15 protein-coding genes are annotated in these 20,912 nt (G+C 65.4%); 6 read left to right on the top strand and 9 right to left on the bottom strand.

Going from position 1 to position 20,912, the window contains the following annotated elements; all coding sequences use genetic code 11:
• The first annotated feature begins 123 nt into the window (after positions 1-123).
• Positions 124-738 (top strand): glutathione transferase GstA, encoded by a 615-nt coding sequence (gene gstA / locus ABIC03_RS30535; protein ID WP_354063578.1) that lies wholly within the window; start codon positions 124-126, stop codon positions 736-738.
• Positions 739-812: 74 nt separating this feature from the next.
• Here the strand turns inward: gstA and ABIC03_RS30530 are convergent, their stop codons facing one another.
• From ABIC03_RS30530 to ABIC03_RS30515, 4 genes are all read right to left on the bottom strand, one after another.
• Positions 813-3,026 (bottom strand): FAD-dependent oxidoreductase, encoded by a 2,214-nt coding sequence (locus tag ABIC03_RS30530; RefSeq protein WP_354063576.1) that lies wholly within the window; start codon positions 3,024-3,026, stop codon positions 813-815.
• Between the two features lie 18 nt (positions 3,027-3,044).
• Positions 3,045-4,253, bottom strand: a complete 1,209-nt coding sequence (locus ABIC03_RS30525; protein ID WP_354063574.1) for an acetyl-CoA C-acetyltransferase — start codon at positions 4,251-4,253, stop codon at positions 3,045-3,047.
• 69 nt (positions 4,254-4,322) lie between these two features.
• Entirely contained in the window at positions 4,323-6,113 is a 1,791-nt protein-coding gene (locus tag ABIC03_RS30520) for an acyl-CoA dehydrogenase C-terminal domain-containing protein (protein ID WP_354063572.1), read from the bottom strand.
• Positions 6,114-6,151: 38 nt separating this feature from the next.
• On the bottom strand, positions 6,152-6,538 hold the full coding sequence (locus tag ABIC03_RS30515) for a nuclear transport factor 2 family protein (RefSeq protein ID WP_354063570.1): 387 nt from the start codon (positions 6,536-6,538) through the stop codon (positions 6,152-6,154).
• Between the two features lie 216 nt (positions 6,539-6,754).
• Here ABIC03_RS30515 and ABIC03_RS30510 point away from each other — a divergent pair, with 216 nt between their 5' ends.
• The 4 genes from ABIC03_RS30510 (at position 6,755) to ABIC03_RS30495 (ending at position 13,143) form a co-directional block, all read left to right on the top strand.
• Positions 6,755-7,345: a PadR family transcriptional regulator gene (locus tag ABIC03_RS30510; RefSeq protein WP_354063568.1), complete on the top strand. Its 591-nt coding sequence runs from the start codon at positions 6,755-6,757 to the stop codon at positions 7,343-7,345.
• A 340-nt stretch (positions 7,346-7,685) separates the two neighbouring features.
• Entirely contained in the window at positions 7,686-11,141 is a 3,456-nt protein-coding gene (locus ABIC03_RS30505) for a hypothetical protein (protein ID WP_354063566.1), read from the top strand.
• A 317-nt stretch (positions 11,142-11,458) separates the two neighbouring features.
• Positions 11,459-12,376 (top strand): sulfite exporter TauE/SafE family protein, encoded by a 918-nt coding sequence (locus tag ABIC03_RS30500; protein WP_275174587.1) that lies wholly within the window; start codon positions 11,459-11,461, stop codon positions 12,374-12,376.
• Positions 12,373-13,143 (top strand): TIGR02186 family protein, encoded by a 771-nt coding sequence (locus tag ABIC03_RS30495; RefSeq protein ID WP_354063564.1) that lies wholly within the window; start codon positions 12,373-12,375, stop codon positions 13,141-13,143. The genes ABIC03_RS30500 and ABIC03_RS30495 overlap by 4 nt, the downstream gene beginning before the upstream one ends.
• Before the next feature lie 144 nt (positions 13,144-13,287).
• Here ABIC03_RS30495 and ABIC03_RS30490 read toward each other — a convergent pair whose 3' ends face one another.
• Together ABIC03_RS30490 and ABIC03_RS30485 are read right to left on the bottom strand one after the other, a co-directional pair.
• A complete protein-coding gene (locus ABIC03_RS30490) occupies positions 13,288-14,061 on the bottom strand; it encodes an MBL fold metallo-hydrolase (RefSeq protein WP_354063562.1) in 774 nt (257 codons plus the stop codon).
• A 12-nt stretch (positions 14,062-14,073) separates the two neighbouring features.
• On the bottom strand, positions 14,074-14,985 hold the full coding sequence (locus tag ABIC03_RS30485) for a DMT family transporter (protein WP_354063560.1): 912 nt from the start codon (positions 14,983-14,985) through the stop codon (positions 14,074-14,076).
• Between the two features lie 98 nt (positions 14,986-15,083).
• Here ABIC03_RS30485 and ABIC03_RS30480 point away from each other — a divergent pair, with 98 nt between their 5' ends.
• Positions 15,084-15,947: a LysR family transcriptional regulator gene (locus tag ABIC03_RS30480; RefSeq protein WP_354063706.1), complete on the top strand. Its 864-nt coding sequence runs from the start codon at positions 15,084-15,086 to the stop codon at positions 15,945-15,947.
• Between the two features lie 113 nt (positions 15,948-16,060).
• Here the strand turns inward: ABIC03_RS30480 and pdeM are convergent, their stop codons facing one another.
• From pdeM to ABIC03_RS30465, 3 genes are all read right to left on the bottom strand, one after another.
• Positions 16,061-16,771, bottom strand: coding sequence for a ligase-associated DNA damage response endonuclease PdeM (pdeM, locus tag ABIC03_RS30475; protein WP_354063558.1), 711 nt, complete (start codon positions 16,769-16,771; stop codon positions 16,061-16,063).
• Positions 16,772-16,785: 14 nt separating this feature from the next.
• The gene (locus ABIC03_RS30470; RefSeq protein WP_354063556.1) at positions 16,786-19,362 is read right to left on the bottom strand and encodes a ligase-associated DNA damage response DEXH box helicase; all 2,577 of its coding nucleotides are present in this window, start codon (positions 19,360-19,362) and stop codon (positions 16,786-16,788) included.
• Between the two features lie 231 nt (positions 19,363-19,593).
• Positions 19,594-20,823, bottom strand: coding sequence for an ABC transporter substrate-binding protein (locus ABIC03_RS30465; RefSeq protein WP_354063554.1), 1,230 nt, complete (start codon positions 20,821-20,823; stop codon positions 19,594-19,596).
• Between the last annotated feature and the right edge of the window lie 89 nt (positions 20,824-20,912).

The raw sequence follows: 20,912 nt of genomic DNA, 5'->3' as shown, positions 1-20,912 counted from the left end.
CCCGCTCAAGCTCGTCGCCCGCCTCTTACCCTATTCGATGCACCTGCATCAATCTTGACTATTTCAAGCAGATGCATGTAGTCGTTCTTTCGCCTGAACCAAGCAACAAGAGGAGGAAATTCCATGAAATTGTATTATTCGCCCGGTGCCTGCTCGCTATCCCCCCATATCGCGCTCCTGGAAGCCGGCCTGCCCTATGAACTGGTCAAGGTCGATATCCGGGCCAAGAAGCTCGAAAACGGTGAGGATTATCTGAAGCTGAACCCCAAGGGCCAGGTCCCTGCGCTGGGCCTCGATAGCGGAGAGATCGTGACCGAAGGCCCGGTGATTGTCCAGATGATCGCCGATCAGGCCTCAGCCAAGGCGCTGGCGCCGGCCCACGGCAGCTTCGAGCGCTACAAGCTGCTCGAATGGCTGAACTTCCTCACCTCGGAGGTCCACAAGAGCTTCGGCCCGATGTTCGCGCCGGCGCTGAACGACGAGGCCAAGGCCTTCTTCAAGGACCGCGTCATGGGCAAGCTGAAATACATCGACAGCCAGCTCGCCGGCCGCGACTACCTCATGGGCAAACAGTTCACGGTCGCTGACGGTTATCTCTTCACGATGCTGACCTGGGGCGACCGGATGAAGTTCGACCTCTCGGCGATGCCGAACCTTGCCGCCTACAAAACCCGCGTCGCGGCGCGGCCGCAGGTGCAGGAAGCGATGAAGAAGGAAGGGCTGATTCAGGCCGCCTGAGGAGGCGCACATGCGAAAGGCCGGATCGAGAATCCGGCCTTTCGTATCTTTCATCCCGGCTACGATTCAGAGAATCACGCCGCCGCCTTCTTCGGAGCGAAGCGGCCGTAGAAGGTTTCTCCCTTCGCGGCCATCTCCTCGAGGAGTTTCGGCGGGGTGAAGCGCGAGCCGTATTTCGCTTCCAGCTTGTGGCAAAGTTCGACGAACTTCTTGGGGCCCATGAAGTCGATATAGGACAGCGTGCCACCGGTGAACGGCGCAAAGCCGAAGCCGAGGATCGAGCCGACGTCTGCTTCACGCGGATCGGTGATGACGTGGTCCTCCACCGTGCGCGCGGCTTCCACCGCCTGCACCACCAGGAAGCGCTGCTTCAACTCCTCGACGTCGAGCGTATCAGGGTCGAGCTGCTTGGGCTGCAGCGCGGACAAGCCCGGCCACAGGCTCTTCTGACCCTTGCCCTTCTCGGGATAGTCGTAGAAGCCTTTGCTGTTCTTGCGGCCCAGACGGCCCTGCTTCTCGACCATTTCCACCATCAGCTTCTTCTGATCGGGATTGATGGCGTTGGGGCCAAGGTCGGCTTCCGTCGCCTTCATGATCTTGAGCCCGAGGTCGAGCGCGACCTCGTCCGATAGCGAGAGCGGGCCGACCGGCATGCCGGCCATCTTGGCGCAATTCTCGATCATCGCGGGCGGCACGCCTTCGAGGAACATCTCGTTGCCTTCGGCGACGTAGCGGCCGACGCAGCGATTGGCGAAGAAGCCGCGGCTGTCGTTGACGACGATCGGCGTCTTGCCGATCTGCCTGACGTAGTCGAGCGCGGTCGCGATCGCGAGATCGCCGGTGTTCTTGCCCTGAATGATCTCGACCAGCATCATCTTCTCGACCGGCGAGAAGAAGTGGATGCCGACGAACCGGCCCTGGTCCTTGAAGGATTCCGCCAGCGAGGTGATCGGAAGCGTCGAGGTGTTGGACGCGAAGATCACGTCCGGCTTCATATGCTCCTGCGCCTTGGCAAAGGTATCAGCCTTGACCTTGCGGTCCTCGAACACGGCCTCGATGACGAGATCGACGTCCTTCAGCGCGGAATAGTCCGCGGTCGGCGTGATGCGCGCGAGCAGGGCTTCTGCGTCGCCGGGCTTGGCGCGGCCCTTCTTGATCTGCTCCTCGATCACCTTTTGCGCATGCGCCTTGCCCTTGTCGGCGCTCTCCTGGTCGCGATCGATCAGGACGACGTCGAGGCCGGCACGGGCCGAAACATAGCCGACGCTAGCGCCCATGAAGCCGGCGCCGATCACGGCGATCTTCTTCACCTTGGTCGGCGGCACGTCCTTCGGACGGCGCGCGCCCTTGTTGAGCTCCTGCATCGACAGGAACAGGCTGCGGATCATCGCGGCCGCTTCCTTCGAGCGCAGTACCGAGGTGAAGTAGCGCGATTCCACGCGCAGCGCGGCGTCGATCGGCAACTGCAGGCCCTCGTAGACGCAGCTCATGATCGCGCGCGCGGCCGGATAATTGTCGTAGGTCTCGCGGCGATAGATCGCATTGCCGGCCGGGAACATCATCATGCCGGCCTTGGAGAACACCGGACCGCCCGGCAGCTTGAAGCCCTTCTCGTCCCAAGGCGCGACAGCCTTGCCGCCGCCCTTGATCCAGTCCTTTGCCGCCTTGATGAGATCGGCGGCGGGAACGACGGCGTGAATCAGATTCAGCGCCTTGGCTTTCTCGACCGTGACCGGATCGCCCTTGAGCAGGATCGTCATCGCGTCCTGCGGCGGCACCAGGCGCGGCACGCGCTGCGTTCCGCCAGCGCCGGGGAACAGGCCGACCTTGACCTCGGGCAGGCCGAGGCGGGTCTTCGGATTCTCCGCCGCCACGCGATAGTGGCAGCACAGCGTGATCTCGAAACCGCCGCCGAGCGCGAGGCCGTTGATCGCCGCAGCCCACGGCTTGCCGGAGGTCTCGATCGAGCGCAGCACCTGCGAGAAGCGCCGGCTCTGCTCGAACAGCATCTGGTTCGCCGCGGTCTCGCCCTGTTCCTTGAACACTTTTGCGTAGGCCTGGTTCATGCCCTCGAGCATGGACAGGTCCGCGCCGGCGCAGAACGCCTCCTTGGCAGAGGTGATGACGACACCCTTCACCGCGGCGTCGGCCGTGGTCGCCTTGACGATCGCATCGAGCTCGCTGGTCGAGGTCTCGTCGAGCACGTTCATCGAACGGCCCGGAATGTCCCAGGTGACCAGCGCGATGCCGTCGGAATCGGTCTCAACCTTGAAGTTCTTGTAAGCCATGCTGGTTGCTCCCTACCCTTAGACGCGTTCGATGATGGTCGCGGTGCCCATGCCGCCGCCGATGCACAGCGTTACCAATGCGGTCGACTTGTTGGTGCGCTCGAGTTCGTCGAGCACGGTGCCGAGGATCATCGCGCCGGTTGCGCCCAGCGGATGGCCGAGCGCGATCGCACCGCCATTGACGTTGATCTTGGCATTGTCGATGTCGAATGCCTGGATGTAGCGCAGCACGACGGAGGCGAAGGCCTCGTTGAGCTCGAACAGGTCGATGTCGGACTTCTTCATGCCGGAGCGCGCGAACAGCTTTTCGGTGACGTCGACCGGGCCGGTCAGCATCATCGCGGGCTCGGAGCCGATATTGGCGAAGGCGCGGATCTTTGCGCGCGGCTTCAGGCCGTACTTGCCGCCGGCTTCCTTGCTGCCGAGCAGAACGGCGCCGGCACCATCGACGATGCCCGACGAATTGCCGGCGTGGTGCACGTAATTGACGCGCTCGATTTCCGGATGCGACTGCACCGCGACGCCGTCGAAGCCGCCCATCTGCGCCATCATCGTGAACGCCGGCTGCAGCTGCGCCAGCGACTGCATCGTCGTCGAAGGGCGCATATGCTCGTCCTTGGCGAGAATGGTGAGGCCGTTGATGTCCTTTACCGGGACGACCGACTTGTCAAAGCGGCCTTCTTCCCAGGACTTCGCCGCTCGCTGCTGGCTCTGCACCGCATAGGCGTCGACGTCGTCGCGCGAGAAGCCGTATTTGGTCGCGATCAGATCGGCCGAGACACCCTGCGGCATGAAATAGGCCGGCACCGCCATCGACGGGTCCATCGGCCAGGCGCCGCCGGAGGCGCCGATGCCGACGCGGCTCATCGATTCGGCGCCGCCGCCGATCACGAGCTCGTGCTGGCCGCTCATCACCTGGGCTGCGGCAAAATTCACGGCATCGAGGCCGGAGGCGCAGAAGCGGCTGATCTGCACGCCCGGCACCGCTTCGCCGAGGCCCGCCTTCAGCGCGGCAAAGCGCGCGATGTCGGAACCGGCTTCGCCGACGGGATCGACCACGCCGAGAATGACGTCATCGACCGAATCTTCCGGCAGGTTATTGCGGTCCTTGAGCGCCTTGAGCGGCACGGTCGCGAGCGCGAGCGCGGTGACTTCGTGCAGCGCGCCGTCCGCCTTGCCGCGGCCGCGCGGGGTGCGGACGTGGTCGTAAATATAGGCATCTGCCATGGGAGCCTCCTGATTGCGGTTATTGGTCGCGACCGCCGCGCGGTCGCTATTATTGGTGGGGCGGAATCCTCAGAACGCTTCCGCCGGCAGTTCCATGATGGTGGCGCAGCCGGCCTGGATGCGCGCAAGATTGGCGGCGGTCTCCGGCAGCATCCGCTCCATGAAGAAGCGGCCGGTGACGAGCTTGGTCGAGAGATAGGGGGTTGCCCCGCTCTCGGCAATCTTCACCTGCGTCACTTTCGCCATCTTCGCCCACATGTAGCCGAGCGCGACGAAACCGAAGAGATTCAGGTAATCGGTCGCGGCGGCACCGGCATTGTCGGGCTTCGCCATCGCGTTCTGCATCAGCCACGTCGTGGCCTGCTGGAGATGGCCAAGCGAAGCCGACAGCGGAGTGATGTAGGGCTTCATCGCTTCGTCGCCGCCGTTCTCCTTGGCGAAGGCCATGACCTCGCCGAAGAACGCCATGATGGCGCGGCCGCCGTCGCGGGGCAGCTTGCGGCCGACGAGGTCGAGCGCCTGGATGCCGTTGGCGCCTTCGTAGATCATGGCGATGCGGGCATCGCGCACGAACTGCTCCATGCCCTGCTCGGCGATGTAGCCGTGGCCGCCATACATCTGCTGCGCCTGCACCGCGTTGGCGAAGCCGTAATCGGTGAGAAAGCCTTTCAGCACGGGCGTCATGAGGCCCATGTGATCGTCGGCGGCCTGGCGATCCTTGGGATCCTCGGAGCGATGGGCGACATCGCTCTTCAGCGCGGTCCACATCACGAAGGCGCGCGCGGCCTCGTTGAAGGCGCGGATCGACAGCAGCGTGCGGCGCACGTCGGGATGGACGATGATTGGATCGGCCGGCTTGTCCGGCGCCTTGGCACCGGTGAGGGAGCGGCCCTGGATGCGATCCCGGGCATAGGCGACCGCGTTCTGATAGGCCACTTCCGACTGCGCGAGACCCTGCACGGCGACGCCGAGGCGGGCCTCGTTCATCATCACGAACATGCCCTGCATGCCCTTGTTCTCTTCGCCGATCAGCCAGCCCACGGCGTTGTCGTAGTTCATCACGCAGGTGGAATTGCCGTGGATGCCCATCTTGTGCTCGATCGAGCCGCAGACCACGCCGTTGCGTGCGCCGACCGAACCGTCGGGATTGACCAGGAATTTCGGCACCACGAACAGCGACACGCCCTTGATGCCGGCGGGCGCGCCCTCGATGCGGGCCAGCACGAGGTGGATGATGTTGGGCGCGAGGTCATGCTCGCCGGCCGAGATGAAGATCTTCGTGCCCGTGATCTTGAAGCTGCCGTCGGCCTGGCGCACCGCCTTGGTGCGGAGCATGCCGAGGTCGGTGCCGCAATGCGGCTCGGTCAGGTTCATGGTGCCGGTCCACTCGCCCGCCACCATCTTCGGCACGTAGGTCTGCTTCTGCTCCGGCGTGCCGTGGACGATCAGCGCCGCGGTCGCGCCCATGGTGAGGCCACCATACATCGAGAACGCCATGTTGGCGGAAATCTGGAATTCATTGACGGCCTGGCTCAGCGTCACCGGCAGACCCTGGCCGCCGAACTCGGTCGGCGCCGACAGGCCGAGCCAGCCGCCTTCGGCGACCTGCTTGAACGCGTCCTTGAAGCCCTTCGGCGTGGTGACGCTGCCGTCATCGGCGCGCTTGCAACCTTCGAGATCGCCGACGCGATTGAGCGGCTGGAGCACTTCTTCGGCAAGCTTGGCAGCTTCGCCGAGAATGGCTTCGCGCACGTCGCTCGACGCATCGGAGAAGCCGGCCAGATTGTCATAGCGGTCGATCTGGAAGACGTCGTTGAGCAGGAAGTTCACGTCTTCGACGGGGGCTTTGTAGATCGGCATGGTGGTCTCCCGGCAGGCCTTGAAGTGATGATGCTGGCTTAGGATTGAGCGGCGGCAAGCTGTTCCGCCATCAGGCGATGCAGCATGTTGATCGCCTTGAGCGGCCGCACCATCACCTTGAAATGCGTGATGCGTCCGTCGCCGTCGAAACTGATGATGTCGACGCCGTTGATCTCGATGCCGTCGATGATGGTCTTGAATTCGAGCACGGCGCCGCTCTCACTCTTCCATTCGCCTACGTAGGTGAAGCCGGGACCGCCGAGCACCTTCTCGGCGCTGGCCAGATATTTGAAGGTGATGTCGCGTCCACGCTGCGGCGAGTGCACGACGGGGCTTTCGAAGATGGCGTCGGGATGCAGCAGGTCCCAGAGCGCTGCCCGGTCATGCGACTTCATGTAGCCGTACCAGGAATCGAGGCCGGTCATTCTCGGGTGCCTCCCTAAAGGCCAGGGCAACTAAAGGCTTTCTACAAAAAGCGCGAAAACAACCCCATGCACAGTAGCGCGAAGGTTGATTCCATGGGGTTTTTGGGGCGGTGTTTGCCCTCGTTCTTGGATTACCTCATATGCACATTGACGCATATGCGCCGATGCGCATAAAGTCAAGCCAATTGGTTAAGGTCGAGAACAGGAGGACCGGTCATGGCCTTGGGCGACGCAATCCTCGCATGCCTGACGGAACGTCCGATGACGGGCTACGAGCTCGCCAAGACATTCGATTCCTCGATCGGCTTCTTTTGGAAGGCCGACCACCAGCAGATCTACCGCGAGCTGTCCAAGCTGCGCGACCGCGGCTACATCCAGGGCCGCGAGGTCGTGCAGTCAGGCAAACCCAATAAACTGATCTATACGCTCACTCCGGAGGGCCGAACAGCGCTGCGGCACTGGGCCGCGCGGCCAAGCACGCCCCCCTCCATCAAGGACGACCTCCTGGTGCGGCTGCATGCGCTGGACAGCATCGGCCTCGAGCCGATGCGCACCGACCTGATGGCCCGGCTCGAGCACCACCGCGACCGCCACGAGAACTACGAGCGCATCCTGAAGAAGCGCTTTCCGGAAGGGGCGGCGTCCGGCGTGCTCGACCTCGGTAACCTGCTGCTGCTTCAGCTCGGCGCCCGGCACGAGCAGATGGTAGCCGATTTCTGCGAAGAGGCGCTCGAGGCCCTGTCGGCGATGAGCTCAAGCGGCACCGTGGTGCCGCTTGAGGACGGCAAGCGCGAGGGCAAGGGCTAGACCGGCTTCGGCGGTGCTCGTCGCCTCTCCCGCTTGCGGGAGAGGTCGCGCCGAAGGCGCGGGTGAGGGCTCTCTCATCTCGGGGGTTCTCGATTGTGGAAGCACCCTCTCCCCAACCCTCCCCCGCAAGCGGGGAGGGAGCGCACCTGCTCTCGTCCTGGAAGGCCGCCCAACTTTAAGACACCCTCAACGGGTTCCTTAACCCGTTATTTACCGTAACAGACAAAAGTCGGTTTTCGAGGCAGACGACCCGCGCCAAATCCGATTGTCTTTGCAACCGGCACGCGAGGGAAGACTGGAGGCGCCGGGTGGGGCGCCGGAGTCGGAACCGGACAGAGTCATGAATTCGCGCGTATCGTGGAGTGTTGACGGCATCGATCCATCCGTCCGGGAGCGGGCCGAAGCTGCTGCGCGTCGCGCCGGCATGTCACTCAACGATTGGCTGAACTCCACGCTCGGCGAGACCGCCCCGCCGAACTTTCGCGGACTTTACGACCAGCGTCCGCAAGCCCAGCACGTTCCGAGCCAAGTCCCGAGTCACGTACCAAGTCACGTGTCGAGCCAGGAAAGCCGCGAAGTCGCCGACATCCACCAGCGGCTCGACGCCATCACCCAGCAGATCGAACGAATTTCAAAGCCCGCGCCACGGCAAGATTCTTCGCGACAGGATGCTCCGCGGCAAGACGTCTCGCGCGAGCAGGGCGTTGCGCGCCAGCTCAACGACGCGATCTCGCGGCTCGATGCAAGGCTGTCGCAGATTTCGAAGCCGCAGCAGGCTCCGGCACCGCGACAGGCCCCCGTCGAAACGCGCCAGCGCCAGGCCGATGCGGTCGAGCGCGCGGCAGCACAGGTCTATCGCAGCTCACCGCCCCTGAGCCCCGCTTCGTTCGACGTCGCAGTCGCCGAGATCACGGCACGGCAGAGCGAGCTCGACGGCTTTACGCCCAGGCAGATGCCGCCGCGCGCCGCGCCGCCGATCGCGCCTGCGGCAGCTCCTTACGCGCCCCCGATGGCGCCGCCCGCGCCTGCCTACGCTCCGCCGTCACCGCAGCCGGGGCCGGATTTCTCTGCGCTCGAGCGCCATCTGCTCAAGATCACGAGCCAGATCGAATCGCTCCAGCGCCCCGACAATACCGAGCAGGCGATCAACACCTTCCGCAGCGAGCTTGCGGAGATCCGCAACGCCATCACCGAGGCGATGCCGCGCCGCGCGATCGAATCGATCGAGAACGAGATCCGCTCGCTGCATCGGCGCATCGACGAGACCCGCTCCAACGGCACCGACGGTCAGGTCCTGTCCGGCATCGAGCACGCGCTGTCCGAAATCAAGCAGGTGCTCCGCACGCTGACGCCGGCCGAGCAGCTCACCGGCTATGACGAGGCGATCCGCAATCTCGGCGCCAAGCTCGATCTGATCCTGCGCGCCAATGACGATCCCTCGACGGTCCGCCAGCTCGAGGGCGCGATCTCGGCGCTACGCGGCATCGTCTCCAACGTCGCCTCCAACGAAGCGCTGGCACGGCTCTCGGACGATGTGCAGCTGCTCTCGTCCAAGGTCGACCAGGTTACCCGTGCGTCCGGCCAAGGCGACAGTTTTGCGGTGCTGGAGCAGCGCATCGCGGCGCTCACCGCGGCTTTGGAGACGCGCGAGCGCCCCCAGCCATCCGAAAGCAGCGAGCATCTCGAAAGCGCGATCCGCGCCCTGTCCGACCGTTTCGATCGCATGCAGGTCGGCAACGACTCGGCTTCGACCTTTGCTCATCTTGAACAGCGGGTCTCGTATCTGCTGGAGCGGCTCGAGGCCGCCTCCGATCCGCGCAACGGCAATTTCAGCCGCGTCGAGGACGGGTTGCACGACATTCTGCGGCACCTGGAGCGGCAGCAGGCGACCTATTCCGCGCTGGCCGAGAGCCGCAACTCCACGCCGCCCGCCGAGTCCGGCATGGTCGATCTCGTCAAGCGCGAGCTCTCCGACATCCGCTTCAGCCAGGCCGAGACCAACCGGACCACCCAGGATTCGCTGGAGGCCGTCCACAACGCACTTGGCCACGTCGTCGATCGTCTCTCGATGATCGAGGGCGATCTTCGCAATGTGCGCACCGCGCCGCCCGCCCCCGCGCCGCAGCCGATGCCGATGCCGATGGCCGCTCCCATGGCTCCCGCGCCGATGGCGCACGAGCCGCGGCCGCAGCAACAGCAGCACCCGAAATACGATCCGAAGCCCGAGTTGCCCAATCCGGCCGCCGCGCAGGCGGCGCAAGCCGCCTTCGCCGCCGCGCCGCGCGAATTCCATGCCGCCGCGCCCGCAGCGCCGCCGCCGATGCCGATGCCGATGGCACCGCCGGTTCCGCCACGCGCGATCAGCGAAATCCTGGAGCCGCATACGGCGTCCACGCGCGCCGCGCTTGCGCCCGAACTGCCGCCGGATCATCCGCTCGAGCCGGGCACAAGGCCGGGTGCACGTATCGCCACGCCGTCCGAGCGCATTGCTGCGTCCGAAAGTGCAATCAGCGAGATCCCGGCCGCGCCCAAGGAGCCGGTGTCGTCGTCGAGCTTCATTGCTGCCGCTCGCCGCGCCGCCCAGGCCGCCGCCGCGCAGCCGCCTGAGAAGCCGGCCCGTGGTGCCAAGGCTGCAATCGCTCGCGCCAAGGACAAGGGCCAGGAAGGTGGCTCGACCATCACCTCGAAGATCCGCTCGCTGCTGGTTGGCGCGAGCGTGGTCGTGATCGTGCTCGGCACCTTCAAAATGGCGATGAACCTGCTCGATGGCAGCAGCGCGCCGCCGGCGCCGCAGGCGATGGAGAATACGTCGAGCGAGCCCGCGCCGCGAGCCCCGCCGCCGGTTGAGAACAAGCCCGCCGCGCCAGAGCAGGTCACGCCCTCGATGACCTCGCCGACGCCGATCGGAAAGCAGTCGCAGAACAATGCCGCGCCGGGGTCCGTGACGGGCCCGAGCGGCACCGCTTCGGTCGAAATCCCGCAAACCGCGGCGCCAACCCCGCCTGCGGCCTCCAGCGACGTCACCGGCGCGCTGTCGGGCACGAGCCGCGCGAAACTCGCGACAATCCAGGTGCCGCCGAGCGAAAAGCTGCCTGACGGCATCGGTGGCCCCGGCTTGCGCTCCGCCGCGATGAAGGGCGATGCGACCGCGGCCTACGAGATCGGTGTGCGCTTTGCCGAGGGCAAGGGCGTGGCCGCGAATTACGACGAAGCCGCCAAATGGTACGACCGCGCGGCGCAGGCCGGTGTGGTGCCCGCGACCTTCCGCCTCGGGACACTCTACGAGAAGGGTCTCGGCGTGAAGAAGGACGCGGATATCGCCCGCCGCTACTACACGCAAGCAGCCGAGCGCGGCAACGCCAAGGCGATGCACAATCTCGCGGTGCTCGACGCCGACGGCGGCGGACGCGGCGCCAACTACAAGAGCGCGGCACTGTGGTTCCGGAAGGCCGCCGATCGCGGCGTCGCCGACAGCCAGTTCAACCTCGGCATCCTCTATGCCCGCGGCATCGGCGTGGAGCAGAATCTCGCCGAGTCCTACAAATGGTTCACCCTCGCCGCCGCCCAGGGTGATGCGGACGCCGCAACCAAGCGCGACGACGTCGCCAAACGGCTCGACCCGCAATCGCTCGCCGCCGCCAAGCTCGCGATCCAGACCTTCAGCGCCGAGCCGCAGCCCGACGACGCCGTCAATGTTGCGGCCCCGAACGGCGGCTGGGACAGCGCGCCGCAGGCCAACGCGAAGCCCGCGCCGAAGCCGGTCGCCGCCAAGCGCGCGGCGTCGGCGGTGCGCTGAGCGGTTTAGTACGCTTTCTCCTCTTGTCGTCGCCCGGCTTGACCGGGCGACCCAGTATTCCAGAGACGCCGGTTGGATACGGAGAAGCTGCGGCGTACTGGATGCCCCGGTCAAGCCGGGGCATGACGGCGGAGAAGGTGGCGGAATGCTCGGCTCGCAGCGAAGCCGTGATCTGATCTCTCTTGCCCATTCACCACGCCCGAAATTCCTGGTCCCGCCCGCCACCGAATTCCGCTATTGAGAGGCGCGGCAATCGTTCTGCCCTCCTGCGAGCATTCCGCGCAATCGATCCGTCTCGCCGGAATCGTGGTCCCTCGATGCAGCTCTATCTCCCGATCGCCGATCTTCCGGTCAACGTCTTCCTCGTGCTGGCGATGGGCGCGGCGGTCGGCTTCGTCTCCGGCATGTTCGGGATCGGCGGCGGCTTCCTGATGACGCCGCTTTTGATCTTCATCGGCATCACGCCGGCGGTCGCGGTCGCCTCGGTCGCGAGCCACATCGCCGCCTCGTCCTTTTCCGGCGCGCTCGCCTATTGGCGGCGACGCGCGATCGACCCGGCGCTGGCGAGCGTGCTGTTGTGCGGCGGCGTGACCGGGACGGCGCTGGGCGTGTGGACCTTCACGCAGCTACGCGCGCTCGGTCAGCTCGATCTGATGATCGCACTGTCCTACGTCGTGCTGCTCACCACCGTCGGCAGCCTGATGTTCTCCGAGGGCCTGCGCGCCCTGATGCGGACCCGGCGCGGCGCGGTGCCGCCACGACGTACCCATAACTGGATCCATGGCCTGCCGCTGAAGATGCGGTTCAAGCGTTCGAAGATCTATCTCTCGGTCATTCCGGTCGTGATCGTCGGCATCCTGATCGGCTTCATCGGCGCCATCATGGGCATCGGCGGCGGCTTCATCCTGGTGCCGATCATGATCTATCTGCTGCGGGTGCCGACCTCGACCGTGATCGGCACCTCCATGGTCCTGACGCTGGTCACGATGCTGTTTGCGACCTTGCTGCATGCGGTGACCAATCATTTGGTCGACGCCGTGCTGGCGCTGATCCTGATGGTCGGCGGCGTCACCGGCGCCCAATTCGGCGCCCGCGCCGGCCAGAAGATCCGCGGCGAGCAGTTGCGGCTGCTGCTCGGCCTCTTGATCCTGTCAGTCGGTGTTCGCTTCGCGATTGAGCTGGTGATCAGGCCCGAAGACCTCTTCACCATCCGCGAGCTGGGGGTGAACGGATGATGCGCACAGCTCTCGCAATCCTGATCGTCCTGCTGCTCGGCTCCGTCGCACGCGCCGAGCGGCTGATCGTGTCGGTCTCCAACCACCGCGTCACGGTGACGCCGAACTATTCCGGCGAGGAGCTGGTGCTGTTCGGCTCGGTCGAGAAGGACGGCTCCACGCCCGTCGAGCGCAAGACCTACGATCTCGTCGTCACCGTGATGGGCCCGCGCGCCGACATGGTGACGCGACGCAAGGAGCGCACTTTCGGGATCTGGATCAACACCGATTACCGCCAGTTCCTGGAGGTGCCGAGCTATCTCGCGCTGTTCGCCAACCGCTCTTTCTCGGCGATCACCTCGCCCGAGATCGCGCGGCGCCAGCAGATCGGGCTCAACAACGTGCTGCTGACCCAGCGTGTCAGCGGCGACTATGCCGACGTGGTCCCGAACGACGCGTTCCGCTCCGCCTTCATCCGCCTGCGCACCCAGCGCGGTCTCTACCGCGAGGATCCGAGCGCGGTGACGTTCCTGACACCGACATTGTTCCGCACCGGCATTCCACTGCCGGCGGAGGTGCCGATCGGCACCTATGAGGTGGAGATCAAGCTGTTTGCCGACGGCGCGTTCATCGGCAAGACCGAGACCGCGTTCGAGATCGTCAAGGTCGGCTTCGAGCAGTTCGTCGCGACGACGGCGCGGCAGAACGGGCTGATCTACGGCCTCGTCACCGCCGCGATGGCGCTGATGACGGGCTGGATGGCCTCGATCGTGTTTCGGAAGGATTGAGGGGGCTACGCCCTCTCCTCTCGTCGTCGCCCGGCTTGACCGGGCGACCCAGTATTCCAGAGGCCTGCGTTAGGCAGCTCGCTCTCACAATTACCGCCGCGGCGTACTGGATGCCCCGGTCAAGCCGGGGCATGACAGTTGGGGCTACGGCGCCTGCACCACCGTCGGCACGCCGGGCTCCAGCAATCGCAACCGGGTCCCGAAGCCGAGCACATCAAATGTCTTGCGCAGGTCCTCGCTGTTCTGGCGGAAATGTGCCCAACCTTCCGTATGCACCGGCACGATCATCGCATCGGGGAAGGCGCGTGCGGTCTCGATGGTGTCGTTGGTGTCCATGGTGAGATGGAACGGCCCGCGCGTTTGCGCGGCGCCGGCGAACGGCATCACCACGCCGCATTTGAAGCGGCGCGCGACCTCGGCGACGCCGTCGAACCAGGTGGTGTCGCCGCTGATATAGACCGAGGTTGTATCCTTACGGCTCGACGACACCACGAAGCCGATGACGTCGCCTGACAGCGGCTCGATGCCGGCCGGGCCGTGACGCGCGGGCGTGGCGGTGATCGTCAGCGAGTTGCCGTCACGATCTTTCAGATGCGCCGTGCCCCAGGGCGCAAGGCCCTCGACGTGGCCGCCCAGGCGCTTGGCGCCGGCCTCAGTCGTCAGCGCGCGCTTCGCTTTGAGCAGATAGTCGCGGCCGGAATTGTCGAGATTGTCCGAATGCTGGTCATGGCTGAGCAGGACCGCATCGACCGGGCCGATCGCATCGGCCTTCAGCGCGGGTCCAATCGTCTTCTCCAGCTTTACGTGCGGCAGTTGATAGGCGCCCGGCGCATCGAAGGTCGGGTCGGTGAGCAGGCGAAAGCCATCGATCTCGATCAGCGCAGTGGGACCGCCGATCAGGGTGATGGAAATGGGCATGATGGACTCCTGTTACGAGACAGATTTGGCGGGCCGCGTCACCAGATAGATGCCGAGTGCGACCGGGATGATGCCGAGCAGATCGCGCGCCTCGACATGCTCGCCGAGCACGAGGTACGCGAACAGCATGCCGAGCGGCGGCATCAGAAAATGATAGGCACTGGCAGCCGTCGCGCCACACACTTTCAGGAGATGAAACCAGAGCCAGTACGCCATGATCGAGCCGCCGAGCACGAGGAAGGCGAAGGCGCCGACCAGGCCCGGCGTGAAGTCGATGGCATGAAAATCGGCGAAGGTCAGCGCCACAGGCGTCAGCACGATGCCGGCGGCGAGATTCTGCACGCCATTGCCGATCCACAGCGAGCCTTTCGGGGCGAGCAACTTGAACAAAATGGTGCCGGCGACGAGGGAGGCGAGCGAGACCAGCGTGAACACGATACCGTGCAGCGAGTCGGTGCCGACCGACAGCCGGTGCCAGACGATCAAGGTCACGCCGATGATGCCGAGCAGGAGGCCGCTCGCCTTGCGCCACGTCATGCCTTCGCCGAGCAGCAGCGCGGCGAGGCCCGCCGTGAACACCGGATTGGCCGATACGATCAGGCCGCCGAGGCCGGCGGAGACCGATTGCAGACCGGTGTAGCCAAGCCCGAGATAGAGCGCGTTGTTGGCGACGCCGAGCATGGCGAAGATCGCGGCATCGCGCCACGACAGCGACCAGTCGTCACCGCGGACCAGCGTGGCACCGAGGATCAAGATGCCGGCGAGCGAGAAGCGCGCGGCGAGCAGGATCAGCGGCGGGCAATGGGTCACGCCGATCTTGCCGGCGACGAAGGCGTAGCTCCAGAGCAGGCAGAACAGGCCGATCGCAAGCGGAAGCGTGTTGAAGCGGCTGCGCGGAACGGCAAGCGAGGGGGCGAGCGACATGAGGGCATTCTCCTGAGCCCTCGATCTAGGGAGCCGGCTTGTCATTTGGAAATTAAATGATTAACTTCTAATCAGTGGATTTTCGAATGGAGAAGCCCATGCTCGATCTGGAGCTCCTGCGCAGCTTCGTCTCGGTGGTCGATGCCGGCGGCTTCACCCGCGCGGGCGAGCGCGTCCATCGCACCCAATCGACCGTCAGCCAGCAGATCAAGCGGCTGGAGGAGGATGTCGGCCAGGTGCTGCTACATCGCGACGGCAAGGATGTTCGCCCGACCGAAGCCGGCGAGCGGCTGCTGTCCTATGCGCGGCGGCTGTTGTCGCTCGCGGAGGAGGCGCGTGACGTGCTGCGCCAGCCCGACGGCGAAGGCGCGATCCGGCTCGGCATCCCCGAGGATTTCGCGGCGTACCGGCTGGCGAAACTGCTCGGCGCCTTCTCGCGCTCGCATCCGGGCCTGCGGCTCGATGTGCGCGCCGACCAGAGCAAGCATCTCGCCCGCGACCTCGATCGCGGCGAGCTCGACCTCGCATTGTTCAAGCGCGCGGCCGGTGAGAAGGGCGCAATTGCGGTGTGGCCGGAGCAGGTGCACTGGGTGACCAGCAAAAGCCATCCGATCCACGCCGATGTCGCTTCGGTCCCGCTGATCGGCTTTCCGCTCGGCTGCCTCTACCGCGCCGGCGCCATCCACGCGCTGGAAAGCGCGGGCCGGCCTTGGCACATGTCCTATACGTCATCGAGCCTCGCCGGCATCCAGGCCGCGGTCGCGGCCGGCATGGGCTTGAGCATCCTGTCGGAGATGGCGATCCAGGCCGATCACCGCGTGCTGACCGCGAAGGACGGCTTTGCGCCGATCAACCGGACCGAGGTGGCATTGATGGCCGCGCCGGGCGCAAGTCCCGCGACGGTGCGGCTCGCCGATCGGTTGGCGGAGTTTTGCGACGACGTGCAGGCGAAGGCGGCGTGATCTTGCCGGATGCGTAGGGTGGATTAGCCGAAGGCGTAATCCACCGCTTCTGCCTTAGCGGAAATTAAAGAGGTGGGTTACGCTTCGCTAACCCACCCTACGAAGCGTGAGCCCTAATAACACCGCGACGCTGCAATCGCATGGACGCGGCGGTCGCCGAGCAGGTGCGCGACAAAACCGTTCTTTGGAAAGATCTTTGCAAACGCAACATCGCGGATGCTGAGGCCGCCGGCATAGGCGCCGAAGGCGGGCATCACGGCGCGCTCGCCGTCACAGGCGAAACAGCGGCGCTCCATCGAACGGCCGCGCGCGGAGACGCGGGCCTTGGGATGCAGATGGCCGGCGATCTCGCCGCCCGCGCCGGTCGGCTCATGGCGGAACGTGATCGGACCGATCGCGACTTCGTCGGCGACGGTGCCGCCGAGATCACGCGGCAGCGCCGGATCGTGATTGCCCGAGATCCATATCCAGTCGCGGCCGGCCTGCAAGGCGGCGACTGCGTCGCGATCCTCCGCCGAGAGGCGTCCATGCGCCGTGCGATCATGAAAACTGTCGCCGAGCGCGATGACCACGCGCGGATTATGGCGGGAGATGACAGCAGCGAGCCGACCAAGCGTCGCGATGGTGTCGTAAGGCGGCAGCAGCACGCCACGCATGGCGAAGCTGGAACCTTTTTCCAGATGCAGGTCGGAGACGACGAGGAGGCGTTGCTCGTCCCAGAACAGGGCGCCGGAGAGATCGGCCGCGAACGTCACGCTGCTGATGCTGACATTCGAAACGCGCACGTCCTCGATATCCTCTGAAACCAGCGCGCCTGCCGTCACGTCAAAACCTGCTGTTATCCCATCGCCTCTTTGACGAGCTCGTCGGCGGCCTCCGCCAACAGCTCGTCTCCCGCTTCGCCATAGACTGACTCGCGGCCGATTTCCAGCATCACGGGAACGGCGAGCGGCGAGACGCGGTCGAGTTCCCGATGCGTGATGCGGCCTTGGATGCGGGTGAGCATGTCGCTGAGACGGCGCAGATCGAGCAGGCCGGTGGCGGCATCGGCCCGCGCGGCACGCAACAGCACGTGGTCGGCCTGGTGTTTTCGCAGGACGTCGTAGACCAGATCGGTCGAGAACAGCACCTGCCGGCGGCTCTTCTCCTCGCCGGTGTGCCGGCGCGCGATCAGGCCGGAGATGATCGCGCAATTGCGGAACGTGCGCTTCATCAGCGCGGATTCGGCAAGCCAAGCTTCGAGATCGTCGCCGAGCATGTCGGGATCGAACAGCGTGTCGAGGTCGATCCTACCATCCCGGATCATGAAGGACAGGTCGCCGAGCGCCCAGACCGCGATCGCATATTCGTTGGCGACGAAGCCGAGCGGCCGGGCGCGGGCACGCTCCAGCCGGCGCGTCAACAGCATGCCGAGCGTCTGATGCGCGAGGCGACCTTCGAAGGGATAGCAGACGATGTAATGCTTGTTGGCCCGCGGAAAACTCTCGACCAGCAGCTCGCGCACGGCCGGTACGCGCGAGACGTCCTTTTGCAGCGACAGCCAGTCGCGAACCTGCTCCGGGAGGGCGACCCACGCGCGCCCGTCATCGAGCAGGCGGCGGACCCGTTCGGCAAGATAGGTCGAGAGCGGAAACTTGCCGCCCATATAGGACGGCACTTTCGGGTCCTTGTCGTTGGCGCGCGAGACGTAGACCTGGTCCTCGACCAGGGTTTCGTAGCGCACCACCTCGCCTGAGAACACGAAGGTGTCGCCGGGCGAGAGGCCCTCGATGAAGGCTTCCTCGATCTCGCCGAGCAGCCTGCCACCGCGCGCGATCACGCCTGTCGACCCGCCTGCTTTTCCTTGACCACCGCCGCGCGAGCGAACCAGCCGCACCTTCAGCATGTCGTCCTCGACGATGGTGCCGACATTCATGCGGTAGCTCTGCCGCACCTTCGGATTGGCGACGCGCCAGCGCCCTTCCTGGTCCTGCTTGATGCGCGCGAAGCGCTCATAGGTCTTCAGCGCGTAGCCGCCGGAGGCGACGAAATCGACCACGTCGTCGAAATCCTGCCGCGTGAGGTCGGCGTAGGGCGCGGCGGTGCGCACTTCGTCGTAGAGCTCGTCGGAAAAAAACGGCTCGCCGCAGGCGCAGCCGAGCACGTGCTGGGCCAGCACGTCGAGTGCACCGATCCGCAGCGGCGGCGTGTCCTGCGCATTCTCCGCGATGGCGTCGATCGCGACGCGGCACTCCAGCACCTCGAAGCGGTTTGCCGGCACCAGCACCGCGCGCGAGGCCTCGTCGAGGCGGTGATTGGCGCGGCCGATGCGTTGCATCAGGCGCGAGGAGCCCTTGGGCGCGCCGATATTGACGACGAGGTCGACGTCGCCCCAGTCGACGCCGAGGTCGAGCGAGGAGGTGCAGACCACGCCGCGCAGTTTGCCCGCCGACATCGCGTCCTCGACCTTGCGGCGTTGTGCGACGTCGAGCGAGCCATGATGCAGCGCGATGGCAAGATTGTCGTCGTTCATGCTCCAGAGGCTCTGGAACAGCATCTCGGCCTGACTGCGGGTGTTGACGAAAACAAGCGTGGTCTTGTTCGCCTTGATCAGCTCGTAGATCTCGGGAAGCGCATGGCGCGCACTGTGGCCGGCCCAAGGCAGGCGCTCGCGCGTGTCCATCATTTCGACCAGCGGCGGCGCGGCACCGCCGGCAATGACGATGTCGGCCGCCGCTTCCTTGCCGCCGGGCTGCGGCACCAGGAAGCGCGCCAGCGATTCAGGCTCGGCCACGGTCGCCGACAGGCCGATGGCGCGCATCTGCGGCGCCAATCGCCACAGCCGCGCGAGCCCAAGGGAGAGAAGATCGCCGCGCTTGGACGTCACCAGCGCATGCAGCTCGTCGAGCACGATGCGCTTCAGCGACGAGAACAGGAACGGCGCGTCGTCGGAGGACAGCAGCAGCGCGAGTTGTTCCGGCGTCGTCAGCAAAATGTCCGGCGGATAGCGCCGCTGCCGCTGCCGCCGCGATGTTGGTGTATCGCCGGTGCGGGTCTCGATCTTGATCGGCAGCGCCATCTCGGCGACGGGACGCTCGAGGTTGCGCGCGATATCGACCGCGAGCGCCTTGAGCGGCGAGATGTAGAGGGTGTGCAGGCCACCGGTGCGTTGCAGGCTGCGGCCGGTGGAGATCACGGATTCAGCCGAAGCTTTGGGCGCAGAACTCAGCTCCACCAGCGTCGGCAGAAATCCCGCCAGCGTCTTGCCGGCGCCGGTGGGCGCGATCAGCAATGCGGAACGGTCCTCGCGCGCCTTCTCCAGCAGCGCCAATTGATGCGCGCGCGGCGACCAGCCGCGGGCCGCGAACCACGCCTGGAAGTGGTCGGGCAGCAGCGCGGCAGGCGTGGCCGGGATTTTGCGGATGCGGGGCGGCACGGCATCACAGGTAAGCCGTGGGGGTGGGTTCGTCGAGGGGGTTACGCGAACGATGAGCGAGATACCGCCGTTCCCTCTCCCCTTGTGGGAGAGGGTGGATCGCCGCGAAGCGGCGAGACGGGTGAGGGGTATCTCTCCGCGAAAGAGCATCGTTCGAGTACGCGGAGAAGGACCCCTCATCCGGCGCTTCGCGCCACCTTCTCCCACAAGGGGAGAAGGACGAAAGCGACCCTACTCCGACATCGGCTTGTCGGAGATGTCCCAGTCCTTGCCGGTGAAGGTGGAGATGAAGAGCGTCTTCATCGGCGTGTAGTCGTCCGGCGTGTAGTCGTATGTGACGCCGTCCAGGAAATAGGGCGAGTGGAAGCCCTTGAGGTTGGAGGCCTGCTTCAGCACGTTGGCGCGGGTGAGCTCGTCGCCGCAGCGGCGCAGGATCTCGCCCATGGTGACGGCCTGGCCGTAGCCGGCGAAGGCGATGGTGTTGTCCTGATCGATCGCGGGAGTGTACTTCTTGCGCAGCTCCTCGAACGCCATCACGTCGGGGTCCTTCTCCCATTTGGGCAGGCCGACCTCCTTGTTGTAGCGGATCGCGACGATGCCGGCGGCATTCTCCAGGCCCGCGGCATTGAGGATCGAGCGGCCGGTCGAGCCGGCCGACAACAGCTGCAGCGGCTTCCAGCCGAGCTCGGCCACTTTCCGGATCGACTGCGACGACGCCTTGCCGGTGGAGATGTTGTAGAAGACGTCCGCACCCGACTTCGAGAGGTTGATGAGCTGGGAATCGACCGTCGGATCGGTCAGATCGTAGGTCTGCTCCATGATCACCTTTGCGGTGCCGCCGGAATCTTCCAGAACCTTCTTGAAGGGGCCGAGGAAGTCGCGGCCGAAATCGTCATTCTGGTAGAGGATGCCGACCTTCGCGTTCGGCTTCACGCTGACGACGTGCCGCGCCAGGATGCGCGCCTCGGTCGGATAGAGCGGCAGGCCCGCCATCGTCCATTTGAACTCTTTCGGGTTATTCCACTTCGACGCGCCGGTGTTGAGCAGCAGCTGCGGCACGCCCTTGGAGTTCAGGTATTTGTGCACGGCGGTCTGCGGCGCGGTGCCGAGCGAGCCATAGAGCGCGAGCACTTCCTCCTGCTCGACCAGGCGCCGCGTCGCCTCGACGCATTTCGGCGCGCTGTAGGCATCGTCCATGGTGAGGAATTTGACCTTGCGTCCGTTGATGCCGCCCTTTTCGTTCAGCATCTGGAAATAGGCTTCGCCGACGCGCCCGAGCACGCCGTAGAGCGAGCCGGGGCCGGAATGCGGCACGGTCTGCCCGATCTTGATCTCGGTGTCGCTGGCGCCGGCATCGTATTTCTTCTCCGCGGCCCAGACGGAGGGCGCGGGCAAGGTGGATGCCGCGATGGTCGCGAGCGCGGCGGCGCTGAAATCGCGCCGCGATGGATTCCTGGTCATTGTTTGTTTCTCCCTAGCCAGGACATTGTGCTGGCATCGCGGCACGTGTCGCAAGTGGGAAGTCGCCGCTTTGCGACGCAATGACGCTT

Origin of the sequence: Bradyrhizobium sp. RT6a (genome assembly GCF_040547675.1) — a bacterium.
GTDB lineage: Bacteria > Pseudomonadota > Alphaproteobacteria > Rhizobiales > Xanthobacteraceae > Bradyrhizobium.
The sequence above is the reverse complement of the archived record's forward strand: the minus strand, read 5'-3'. Positions and strand labels throughout refer to the sequence as shown.

Bases quoted from the DNA above. Each gene is read 5' to 3' on its own strand.
- gstA (WP_354063578.1), top strand. From the start codon at position 124: ATGAAATTGTATTATTCGCCCGGTGCCTGCTCGCTATCCCCCCATATC.
- ABIC03_RS30530 (WP_354063576.1), bottom strand. From the start codon at position 3,026: ATGGCTTACAAGAACTTCAAGGTTGAGACCGATTCCGACGGCATCGCG.
- ABIC03_RS30525 (WP_354063574.1), bottom strand. From the start codon at position 4,253: ATGGCAGATGCCTATATTTACGACCACGTCCGCACCCCGCGCGGCCGC.
- ABIC03_RS30520 (WP_354063572.1), bottom strand. From the start codon at position 6,113: ATGCCGATCTACAAAGCCCCCGTCGAAGACGTGAACTTCCTGCTCAAC.
- ABIC03_RS30515 (WP_354063570.1), bottom strand. From the start codon at position 6,538: ATGACCGGCCTCGATTCCTGGTACGGCTACATGAAGTCGCATGACCGG.
- ABIC03_RS30510 (WP_354063568.1), top strand. From the start codon at position 6,755: ATGGCCTTGGGCGACGCAATCCTCGCATGCCTGACGGAACGTCCGATG.
- ABIC03_RS30505 (WP_354063566.1), top strand. From the start codon at position 7,686: ATGAATTCGCGCGTATCGTGGAGTGTTGACGGCATCGATCCATCCGTC.
- ABIC03_RS30500 (WP_275174587.1), top strand. From the start codon at position 11,459: ATGCAGCTCTATCTCCCGATCGCCGATCTTCCGGTCAACGTCTTCCTC.
- ABIC03_RS30495 (WP_354063564.1), top strand. From the start codon at position 12,373: ATGATGCGCACAGCTCTCGCAATCCTGATCGTCCTGCTGCTCGGCTCC.
- ABIC03_RS30490 (WP_354063562.1), bottom strand. From the start codon at position 14,061: ATGCCCATTTCCATCACCCTGATCGGCGGTCCCACTGCGCTGATCGAG.
- ABIC03_RS30485 (WP_354063560.1), bottom strand. From the start codon at position 14,985: ATGTCGCTCGCCCCCTCGCTTGCCGTTCCGCGCAGCCGCTTCAACACG.
- ABIC03_RS30480 (WP_354063706.1), top strand. From the start codon at position 15,084: ATGCTCGATCTGGAGCTCCTGCGCAGCTTCGTCTCGGTGGTCGATGCC.
- ABIC03_RS30465 (WP_354063554.1), bottom strand. From the start codon at position 20,823: ATGACCAGGAATCCATCGCGGCGCGATTTCAGCGCCGCCGCGCTCGCG.